Source organism: Streptomyces sp. NPDC001868, from assembly GCF_040297125.1.
GTDB lineage: Bacteria > Actinomycetota > Actinomycetes > Streptomycetales > Streptomycetaceae > Streptomyces.
This window is the reverse complement of the sequence record NZ_JBEOYO010000018.1, coordinates 161,032-171,261: the sequence shown is the minus strand read 5'-3', so window position 1 is coordinate 171,261 and position 10,230 is coordinate 161,032. Positions and strand designations below refer to the sequence as shown.

10 protein-coding genes are annotated in these 10,230 nt (G+C 71.1%); 6 read left to right on the top strand and 4 right to left on the bottom strand.

The window, feature by feature from the left end; translation table 11 throughout:
* Positions 1–106: 106 nt before the first annotated feature.
* Positions 107–1,582, bottom strand: coding sequence for a benzaldehyde dehydrogenase (locus ABT147_RS22495; RefSeq protein ID WP_351408837.1), 1,476 nt, complete (start codon positions 1,580–1,582; stop codon positions 107–109).
* A 146-nt stretch (positions 1,583–1,728) separates the two neighbouring features.
* On the opposite strand from ABT147_RS22495, the gene ABT147_RS22490 reads away from it, so the two are divergent.
* From ABT147_RS22490 to ppk2, 6 genes are all read left to right on the top strand, one after another.
* Positions 1,729–4,167, top strand: coding sequence for a SpoIIE family protein phosphatase (locus ABT147_RS22490; protein WP_351408834.1), 2,439 nt, complete (start codon positions 1,729–1,731; stop codon positions 4,165–4,167).
* Between the two features lie 216 nt (positions 4,168–4,383).
* Positions 4,384–4,746, top strand: a complete 363-nt coding sequence (locus ABT147_RS22485; RefSeq protein WP_351408832.1) for a hypothetical protein — start codon at positions 4,384–4,386, stop codon at positions 4,744–4,746.
* Positions 4,747–4,825: 79 nt separating this feature from the next.
* Positions 4,826–5,338 carry a hypothetical protein gene (locus tag ABT147_RS22480; protein WP_351408830.1) on the top strand — a complete coding sequence of 171 codons (513 nt, stop codon included), beginning with the start codon at positions 4,826–4,828 and terminating at the stop codon, positions 5,336–5,338.
* A gap of 201 nt (positions 5,339–5,539) precedes the next feature.
* A complete protein-coding gene (locus ABT147_RS22475; RefSeq protein WP_351408828.1) occupies positions 5,540–6,694 on the top strand; it encodes an inorganic phosphate transporter in 1,155 nt (384 codons plus the stop codon).
* Between the two features lie 48 nt (positions 6,695–6,742).
* On the top strand, positions 6,743–6,976 hold the full coding sequence (locus ABT147_RS22470) for a hypothetical protein (RefSeq protein ID WP_351408826.1): 234 nt from the start codon (positions 6,743–6,745) through the stop codon (positions 6,974–6,976).
* 18 nt (positions 6,977–6,994) lie between these two features.
* The gene (ppk2, locus tag ABT147_RS22465) at positions 6,995–7,888 is read left to right on the top strand and encodes a polyphosphate kinase 2 (protein WP_351408824.1); all 894 of its coding nucleotides are present in this window, start codon (positions 6,995–6,997) and stop codon (positions 7,886–7,888) included.
* Positions 7,889–7,958: 70 nt separating this feature from the next.
* Here ppk2 and ABT147_RS22460 read toward each other — a convergent pair whose 3' ends face one another.
* From ABT147_RS22460 to ABT147_RS22450, 3 genes are all read right to left on the bottom strand, one after another.
* The gene (locus ABT147_RS22460) at positions 7,959–8,243 is read right to left on the bottom strand and encodes a hypothetical protein (protein ID WP_351408822.1); all 285 of its coding nucleotides are present in this window, start codon (positions 8,241–8,243) and stop codon (positions 7,959–7,961) included.
* Positions 8,233–9,348: an ABC transporter substrate-binding protein gene (locus tag ABT147_RS22455; protein WP_351408819.1), complete on the bottom strand. Its 1,116-nt coding sequence runs from the start codon at positions 9,346–9,348 to the stop codon at positions 8,233–8,235. Before ABT147_RS22455 ends, ABT147_RS22460 begins: the two co-directional genes overlap by 11 nt.
* 346 nt (positions 9,349–9,694) lie before the next feature.
* The gene (locus ABT147_RS22450; RefSeq protein WP_351408850.1) at positions 9,695–10,141 is read right to left on the bottom strand and encodes an anthrone oxygenase family protein; all 447 of its coding nucleotides are present in this window, start codon (positions 10,139–10,141) and stop codon (positions 9,695–9,697) included.
* Positions 10,142–10,230: the final 89 nt, after the last annotated feature.

The following is a 10,230-nucleotide window of genomic DNA, read 5'->3' as shown; positions in this document are numbered from 1 at the left end:
CCCGCTCTGACGCCCGCCCGGCGCCTGCCGGGCCCCCGCTGGCGCCTGCCGGGCGCCTGCCGGGCGCCTGCCGGGCGCCTGCCGACGGGCCTTCGGTGAAGTCTGATCACGGAGTCGGCGTCCGGCCGTCCGGCATCGTCGCCCAGCGCCACTGGGTGAACTGCTCCAGGTTGGCGGTGCCGCCGACGCGGGAGCCGTTGCCCGACGCTCCCATTCCGCCGAAGGGCGCGTTCGCGGCGTCCTGGGCGGTGACGTCGTTGATGTGGACCATGCCCGTACGCAACTGTCCGGCGAGGGCGGTGGCTCGCGGCAGCGAACGGGAGTGGACGGCCGATGTCAGGCCGTACTCGGTGTCGTTGGCGATCTCGACGGCCTCGGTGTCGGTGCGAAAGGCGACGACGGGGGCGACCGGCCCGAAGATCTCCTCGGTGAAGGCGGGCATGGTGCGCTCGATGCGGTCCAGGACGGTGGGCGGGTAGAACAGCCCGTCCCGGTGTCCGCCGACCAGCACGCGGGCGCCGGCGGACACGCTCTCCTCCACGATGCGCTCGATCCTCGCGGCCTGTCGCTCGCTGATCACGGGGCCGAGGGCCACACCGTCCTCGCGGGGGTCGCCGACCCTGAGCGCCGCGGCGTGCCCGATCAGTGCCTCGGTGTACGGCTCCACGAGGTCGTCGTGCACCAGATGGCGTCCGGCGGCGACGCATGCCTGCCCCTGGTAGCCGAAGGTGCTCATCGCACCGGCCGCCGCGGCGGCGTCGACGTCCGCGTCGTCGAGTACGACGATCGAGTTCTTGCCGCCCAGTTCCAGGGCGACCCGCTTGAGCCGGTCGCCTGCCGCGCGGGCGATCGTGCGGCCGACCTGGGCGGAGCCGGTGAACGAGACCATCGCGACATGGGGATCGGTCACGACGGCCTCGCCGGTCCCAGGGCCTCCGGGCAGGACATGGAGCAGGCCCTCCGGCAGCCCCGCATCCTCGAACAACTGCGCGACGACGACGCCACCGGACACCGGCGTGTGCGGATCGGGCTTGAGCAGGACGGCGTTGCCCAGCACCAGGGCGGGTGCGAGGGCACGCATGGCGAACAGCAGGGGCGCGTTCCAGGGGTTGATGACGCCGACCACGCCCAGCGGCACCCGCCACGCATGGCTGGCCCGGCCGGGGAACGACGGGCTGAGGATCTCTCCGAGGGGCAGTGACGCCATCCCGGCGGCCTGTGCGAGCTGGCTGAGTCCGGCCGCGATCTCGTAGTCGCCCTTCGCCGGGACGCCTCCGGACTCCCTGACGATCCACTCGCGGATCGCGTCACTGTGGTCCCGCAGTCCCTGGGCGGCGCGGAGCAGCACCTCGGCGCGCTCCGCGGGTGCCGCCTCGGCCCAGTCCCGCTGGGCGCGGGCGGCCAGCGCACCGGCCCGGGCGACATCCCGGGGCCACGCCACGCCCACCTCCGCCAGCCGGGCTCCCGTGGCGGGCTCGTACACCGGCTGGGTTCCGCCCTCGGGCTGCCGCCAGCCGCCGCTGTAGATCTTCCCGGTCCATTCGGCCGCGTCCGGCCACGTCTCCCCGCTGGTGGCAGTCATGGGCTGCCCTCCCTCGTCGACGTACTGGCGGGTTTTTACTCGTACATCATGATTAATCCTAGATGTTCGACTGTTCCACCCATCGGTTGCTCCCGGCCGACCCCGGGCGCAGGGTGGATAGACCGAGGCGAGGGCGGATAAGCGCGATGACGGGTTCTGATGCCGCCGGCGACGACCGGAAGGCGCGGCGGTCGAGCGACCCCGTCGACGAGGCGGGCACCGCGCGTGCCACGGTGGATCCGCACGGCATCGTGACCGGGTGGAGCGAGGGGGCGCGGCGGCTGCTCGGATTCCGGTCCGAGGAGGTCGTCGGCCGGCCTGTGGCGCGACTGCTCGCCGAGGAGCCGTCCGCGCGGGCACTGCTGCCCCTGCGGACCCTGCCGAGGTGGAACGGGGAGGTCAGCCTCCGGCACCGGGACGGCCACCGCCTCACGGTGAACCTGCTGGCGCACCGCCGGGAGCCGGACGGTGAGGAGGCGGGGGCCGGCGCGTGGCTTCTGGTCTCCTCCATGGTCCGCCCGGCGCCGCCGACCCAGGACGACGCGCTGGTGATGTGGGCGTTCGCCCGGTCCCCGTCCGCGACGGCGCTCTACGACACCGGCCTGCGGCTGCGGCGGGCGAACGCGGACATGGAGCGGGTGATCGGCCTGCCCGAAGCGGCGATGCGGGGACTGCGCGTGTCGGAGATCGTGGTGGACCCGGAGGGCCATCGCACGGAACAGTGCATGCGCCGGGCGCTGCAGACCGGCGAACAGCAGGATCTGCGGCAGACCCTGCACATGGTCGGCCACGACCGCGAGAGCATCTGGGCCACGACGCTCACCCCGGTGCCGGACGCCGAGGGAAGGGTACGGGGAGTGCTCCTCTCCGCCCACGACGTGACCGAGGAGCATCTGGCCCGGGGTCGGCTGGCCCTGCTCAACGACGCGAGCGTCCGCATCGGCAGCACCCTGGACCTCGCCCGTACCGCGCAGGAACTCGCCGACGTGGCCGTCCCCCGCTTCGCGGACTTCGTCACCGTCGACCTCCTCCCCGCCATCGAAGGGGGCGACGATCCGCCCACCGGGCCGCCGCCCAGTCCTGTCATGCTGCGCAGGGTCGCCAACCAGTCCGTCCTGGAGGGCTGCCCCGAGGCCGTGGTCGAGCCTGGGACGCTGGCCGCCTACCCGGACGAGTCGCCCGCGGCCGAGTGCCTGGCCGTCGATCGCCCGCTGATCCGCAAGGTGACCGAGCCCGCCATCGACAAGTGGGCGAGCCAGGTCCCGGAGCGGGCCGACAGGGTGCGGCGGTACGGCTTCCACTCGGTGCTCGCCGTACCGATGCGCGCCCGTGGCATCACCCTCGGCGTGGCCACCTTCTCCCGGCACCAACGCCCGGAACCCTTCGAGCAGGACGACCTGCTTCTCGGCGAGGAGATCACCGCGAGGGCCGCCGTCTGTATCGACAACGCCCGCCGCTACACCCGCGAGCGCCGCACCTCCCTCACCCTGCAGAGCAGTCTTCTGCCGCAGCGGCTGCCCCCGCAGGCCGCCGTCGACGTCGCCTCCCGCTATCTGCCGGCCAGCGCCCAGGCAGGTGTCGGCGGCGACTGGTTCGACGTGATCCCGTTGTCCGGCGCCCGGGTCGCGCTCGTCGTCGGCGATGTCGTCGGCCACGGCATCCAGGCGTCGGCCACCATGGGGCGGCTGCGCACCGCCGTACGCACCCTGGCCGATGTCGACCTTCCGCCCGACGAGCTCCTGACCCACCTGGACGACCTCGTCATCCATCTGTCCGCCGAAGCCGAACGCGCGGCCGACTTCACCGGCGGCATCGGCGCGACCTGTCTGTACGCGGTCTACGACCCGGTCTCCCGGCTCTGCACACTGGCCCGGGCCGGGCATCCCCTGCCCGCGCTGACCACCCCGGACGGCACCGTGGAGTTCCTCGACGTCCCGGCGGGCCCGCCGCTGGGGCTGGGAGGTCTGCCGTTCGAGGCCGCCGAGATCGAACTGCCCGAGGGAAGCGTCCTCACGCTGTACACCGACGGTCTCGTCGAAGCCCGTGGCCACGACATCGACGAGGGCCTCGACGCCCTGCGCGCGGCCCTGGCCCGGCGGACCGGGTCGCTGGAAGACACCTGCGACACCGTGCTGCGGACGCTGCTCCCGGAGCGCCCCGCCGACGACGTGGCTCTGCTCATGGCCCGGACCCGTGCCCTGGACGCTGCCCACGTCGCCACCTGGGACGTGCCGTCCGACCCCGCCTCGGTCGCCGAGACACGTAAGAACGCCTGCCGCCAGCTGGACGTCTGGGGCCTGGACGAGGCCGCCTTCGTCACCGAACTGATCGTCAGCGAGCTGGTCACCAACGCCATCCGCTACGGCGGACCCCCCATCCAGCTCCGGCTGATCCGCGACCGCAACCTGATCTGTGAGGTCTCCGACGCCAGCAGCACCGCCCCCCACCTGCGCCGGGCGCGCACGTTCGACGAAGGCGGCCGCGGACTCCTCCTGGTCGCCCAGCTCACCCAGAGCTGGGGTTCCCGCCACACCTACACCGGCAAGACGATCTGGGCCGAGCAGGAACTCCCCGCCTCCTCATGACAGTTCGGTGGTTCGGAGTCACATGGCAGACACGTCCCTCAGGACGCGGCCGGGCAGGAGCGCTCTCGGACCGTCCAACTGCCGGTGCAGTGCCTCCGCGTTCGGCCTGGCCGGCGGCCTGCCGAGCCTCGTCACCACGGGATGCGGGCTCCGGGCACCGTACTCGATGACCTCACCACGTCCGGACCGCGTCACCTGGTCGGATACGGTGACGGGATGACCGAGAGCCTGCCTGCCGATGTGGCCGAGGTGCTCGCGGCGGTCCTGGGCACGGCAGACCCGGTTCATGTCGCGCTCCGACGGCAGATGCCCCACCTCAGCGTACGAGCGCGCTGCGCATGCGGGTGCGGTACCGCCTGCTTCGCACTCGACACCGGCCTGGTCGAGCCCGCGCCCACCGGCCCCGGCACGGTCGTGGCAGCCGAGGCGCGACTCGTCACCGAGGCCGGTGTGTGCCCCGGTGAGGTCCTGGTCTTCGCCGAGTCCGGCTGTCTGTCATGGCTGGAAGTCTGTTCATGGAGCGACGACATCGAGGTGACGCTGGACGCCGCGCGGCACTGGCTGCGGCCACGCTCCTGATCCCGAACCGCACCGCCGGCGTCCAGCAGCCTCGGATCCGCACGACACCATGACCCGACCCCCTATATAGGCTGAAGTCATGGGACTCTTCGACAAGTTGACCGGCACCAGACGCCCCGCCGACGGTGTCGCCGCGCGAACGGCCGTGGAGGTCCAGGCGGAACTGCTCGGCCTCAACAGTCCTGATGTGCCGTACGTCGTCCGGGACGGCCGCGCGGAGGGGGCCGATCTGGTGGCCGAGTGGCGTGTCCTGGACCCGGGCTGGCGGACGTTCTTCGTCCGCGCCCGGGTGAGCCGGGTGTTCCAGGTCCGTATGCGGTTGGTCGCGGAGAAGAACGAAGTCCGTTCCCTCGACCGGCAGTACGAGGTCACATGGGCCGGTGACACTCCGAGGCTGGTCCTCGCGGCCGAGGCGCACCGTGGCCAGGTACGGACCGTCTCGAAGCGCTGGACGCTCGGCGGGGGCGAGGAGCACGGCCCCGATGCGACAGGGACGTTCCACTTCGACACGTCCGACCTGAAGAACCCCTTGCAGGACACCGTCCTGGCCGCGGGGTGGACCTGGCGAGGAGTCGTCACGGGCACGTTGTGAGGCCGTGCGGGTCGAGGGCGGGGTTCGTCAGGACGGCCGCCCCGTCGAACTCCCGGATGCGCGTACCCGGTCGAACTCCCCGGAGGGAATGACCGGCTCACGCGCCGGAACAGCGGACTTGTAGGTGGCATGACCACGTGCATGCGTAGCCTTTGCTTCCGCTTCGCCGCCCGTATTCCTCGGCTTGCTTGCATCGACGGTATGGACCACATCACGTTCCTCGTGGCCGTCGTCATCGTCGCGGCCCTCGCGTTCGACTTCACCAACGGCTTCCACGACACGGCCAACGCGATGGCGACCTCGATCGCCACCGGCGCGCTGCGGCCCAGAACAGCGGTCCTGATCAGCGGCGTACTGAACGTCGTCGGCGCGTTCCTGTCCACCGAGGTCGCGAAGACGATCTCGGGCGGAATCGTGGACGACACCCTGGTGACACCGGGCATGATCTTCGCCGGTCTGGTCGGCGCGATCCTGTGGAACCTGACGACGTGGTTGCTCGGGCTGCCGTCGAGCTCGTCGCACGCGCTGTTCGGCGGTCTGATCGGGGCCGTGTGGGTGGGCGCCGGGGAGCACGGGGTGCACTTCGGCAAGGTCGTCGAGAAGGTGCTGATCCCGGCGGTCGCCTCGCCGTTGGTCGCGGGCGTGGCCGCGCTGATCGCGACCTATCTCGCGTACCGGATCACCGCCCGGGCCCGGCAGAAGACGGTGACGAGGGGCTTCCGGCTCGGACAGATCGCCTCGGCCTCGCTGGTCTCGCTCGCGCACGGCACCAACGACGCGCAGAAGACGATGGGCGTCATCACGCTCACACTGATCTCGGCCGGGGCGCTCGGCCACGACGCCGGGCCGCCGCTGTGGGTGATCGCTTCGGCCGGACTCGCGATCGGCCTCGGTACGTATCTCGGTGGCTGGCGGATCATCCGGACCATGGGCAAGGGACTGACGGACATCCAGTCACCGCAGGGTTTCGCCGCGGAAGCCGCCTCCACGACGGTCATCCTGACCTCCGCGCACCTCGGCTTCGCGCTGTCGACCACGCAGGTGTGCTCCGGAGGCATCCTCGGCGCCGGCCTGGGCAGGCGTCTCGCCGAGGTGCGATGGGGAACGGCGGGACGGATGGTGATCGCGTGGCTGGTGACGCTCCCAGCCGCCGCGCTGGTCGGCGGTCTCGCCGCGAGCGTGGTGACACACGGCGGGAACCTCGGCCTCGTGGTGATCGCGCTCCTCGCCCTCGCCGGGGCCGGCTTCATCGTCCTCATGTCGCGCCGCAACCCGGTGCACGCGTCCAACGTCAACGAGACCCACGAGGTCAACGTCCGCGTCGCGGTACCGGCACCGGTCTCCACCGCCGCCTGAGCCGCCCAAGTCCGGGAGAGTTCCGGGAGAGTAAGGAGAGTACGAGCGATGCAGCTTGACTGGAGCGCCCTCGGCGAGGTCGCCTCGGTGAGTACCGGAGTCACGGTCGGAGTGGTCGTCGTCTTCGCCCTCGGGGTACTGGGTCTGGCCCGCGCGGAGACCGCGCGCGAGGGCGACGGCGGTACCGACACGGTGGGGCTCGGCGTGGCCGGGCTGTGCTTCCTCGCGTGCGCGGCCGTGGTGGCGTACGGGATCTATCTGATCGTGCCGCAGTTCCACTGACGCTCCAGGGAAGTAGAGATGACCGAATTGCTCAGCGACATGCGTGTCGACTACAGCGATCACGACGATCCGGTACTGATCCGGCCCGACGGCAGCCCGGTGGACACGTGGCGGGAGAACTACCCTTACGCGCGGCGCATGGAGCGCGGGGAGTACGACTGGCACAAGCGGTTGCAGCAGATCGAGCTGCTGAAGCTGCAGAGCTGGATCAAGGAGTCCGGGCGCCGGCTCGTCGTCGTCTTCGAGGGGCGGGACGCGGCGGGCAAGGGCGGCACGATCAAGCGCTTCACCGAGCACCTCAATCCGCGCGGCGCCCGGGTGGTGGCCCTGGAGAAGCCGACCGAGCGTGAGAAGGGGCAGTGGTACTTCCAGCGGTACGTCGAGCATCTGCCGACCGCCGGGGAGATCGTGCTGTTCGACCGGTCCTGGTACAACAGAGCCGGCGTGGAGCGGGTCATGGGCTTCTGCACGGACGACGAGTACCGGCGCTTCATGCGGCAGGCGCCCGCCTTCGAACGGATGCTCGTCGACGACGGCGTGGACCTGGTGAAGTTCTGGTTCTCGGTGTCCCAGGGCGAACAGCGCACCCGTTTCACGATCCGTCAGGTCGATCCCGTACGGCAGTGGAAGCTCAGCCCGATGGACCTGGCCTCCCTGGACCGCTGGGACGACTACACCTCCGCGAAGGTCGCCATGTTCCGCGAGACGGACACCGAGCAGGCCCCGTGGACCGTGGTCAAGAGCAACGACAAGAAGCGGGCCCGCGTGGAGGCCATGCGCAGTGTGCTGGCCCGCTTCGACTACACCGGCAAGGACCACGAGGTGGTCGGCCAGCCGGATCGCAGGGTCGTGGGCGAGGCGGCGACCCTGCTGGAGGCCGGGGAGGACGACGAGCTTCAGGAGGGGTGGTAGGCGAACTACCGGAGGGTCTGCGGGAGTTCGGGGGGTTCCCCCCGTTCAAGGCCGGCCCGGGCCAGGGCGGTCAGCGCCTCGCCCTCCACCAGGCGGTATTCCGTGCGGCGGTGATGTCCAGCGCCACGGTGGCCTGTTCGTGGTCGAGAGGGCGCCTGCCGGACGCCAGTCCGATCAGGGCGCGGGCCTCCAGGTCGTGCGCACCTCGGCCGCGGGCCGGCTTGAGCGCCTCCCGGCAGGCGTCGGAGGCCTCGTCGTGGCGGCCGAGGGCGAGCAGCACGCTGCCGAGGGTGACCCGGGCGGCGGCGCGGAAGTACTCGTCGCCGTCCTGGTCGGCCCTGGTCTCAGGCGGCATGGAGGATCCGGAAGCGATCGGGGTCCGCCGGATCTCGATCGACGACCTGGATGGGCGGCCGAGCCCACTGCCAAACGCCGATGCCTGGCACGCGGGAGAACCGGATCAGCCCCCGGGTGCCTTCGACTGCGACGTGCGGCCAGGACTGGGCCGTACGCGCCCGGTCCGTGCCGTGGGAACGCAGCACATCGGCGAGGACGGCGACCGTGTCATAGCCCTCGAAGGCGACGAACGAGGGCGCACCGGCCAACCTCTCGCGGAGGGCCCCCTCGACTCGTACGCCGAGTGGGCTGAGGCGTTCGGGCAGGTAACGCAGGAACGGGATCGCGGCACCGTCGTCGCCCAGCGAGGTCGCCCATTCGGCGAACTCCGGTTGCCCGGCCGGAGCACCGACCATGATCCCGGCGAGGCGCTGGTCGCCGCGTACGGACCTGACGATCGGCACGGCCGGCTCCGGGTGGCCGACCAGCAGGAGGAGGGCTGTCGCGCGGTGGTCGGCGAGTTCGTCGCAGACGGCCGTGGGGGTGAGCGCGCTCATGTCGAGTTCGACGACGGTGCCGCCTCGTTCGGCGAAGTAGTCCCGCAGAATGCGGGTTCCGGACGCCCAGTAGACACTCGGCTGGGCCGCCACGGCGATACGGCGGTGGCCCGCGCCGAGGAGGAAGTCGGCGTACACGCGCCAGCCGCGTGACTGCGGTGGGGAGAGACGCGCGACCCATTCCGTCGGCTGGTCGGTGAGCGCGTCGAGAACCGCCGACGAGCAGAGGAACGGCAGGCCGAGCGCGTCGGCCCGGCCGGCGGCGGCGCGAGCGACGACGCTGTGATACTCCCCCGCCAAGGCGGCCACGCCCAGACCGGCCAGCTCGTCCACGACCGCCGCGGCCCTCTGCGGATCGGCCGCGGTGTCCCTGACCACCAGTTCGAGCGGTCTTCCGACGATCCCACCGGCGTCATTGACCTCGCGAACGCCCAACTCCAGTCCGGCGAGCAGGTGTTGACCCGCCTCGACCCAGCCGGGCCGAGTCAGCGGAGCGAGTACGCCGATCTGGACGGAGGATCCGTCAGTCCGCTCCGCCCAAGGCTGGGATGCCGGCGTAGTAGTCATGCGTCGACGTCTCCCGAGTGAGGATTCGGTCGCGGCTCGCTCAACTCGCGCCGTTCTGGGTCCCGGTCGTACGCGTTCATCTCATCTCGCCGCGGCGAGCGCACCTGGGTGATCATGCTGGTCATTGCAACCAGACCGTCGCCGACAGGCAAGCGATTATCGGGGCGCAGTGGTGGGCTCTTGGCGCCGGCCGCATTCCCGGGTGCCGGGATTTCGGTGACCCGCCGCCACTCGGGGGAGTGGGGATTGTGCGCCGCGCCAGCGGCCCCTGGCCGGCCGTTCCGGCATGGTGTGGCCCGCAGGCTCAGGCGAGTTGAGCGCCGCAGACGCGGTGTGGCCCGCAGGCTCAGGCGAGGGCGGCGGCCAGCAACGCGAAGGCGGCGATGATGACGGCGACGCGGACGTAGTGGAAGCGGTCCCAGCGGTTCGCCTGCTCCTTCCAGTCCTCGGGCCGGTTCTCGGGGGTCCACGTCTTGCCCCGGTTGTTGATCGGGACGAGCAGCAGGAGCGACATGACCACGCTCAGGATCAGCAGCGCGCCGGCGAGGACGACGAGGCCGGCGCCGGGGTCGTGCCATCCGGCGACGGCCCAGACCGCGACGAGGGCGAGCGAGCCGATGTACCAGAACGGCATGACGGCGCCGAGCATGCGGCCCCCGTGGGCGCGGCCGAGTTGACCGCTGTCCTCGGGGAGAGCTTTGAGGATCGGGTTGACGACGAAGGCCACGGAGAACTCCACCCCCACCATCACGCCGACGACCACGATGGTGAAGACCTCAAGTGCGTTGAGCATCATGCCCCTCCCAGGATCTAGCGTCGCTAGCTGATGAGGCAACGCTAGACCTACTCACGCTCGATTGTCTAGCGGTGCTAGAATCGGCC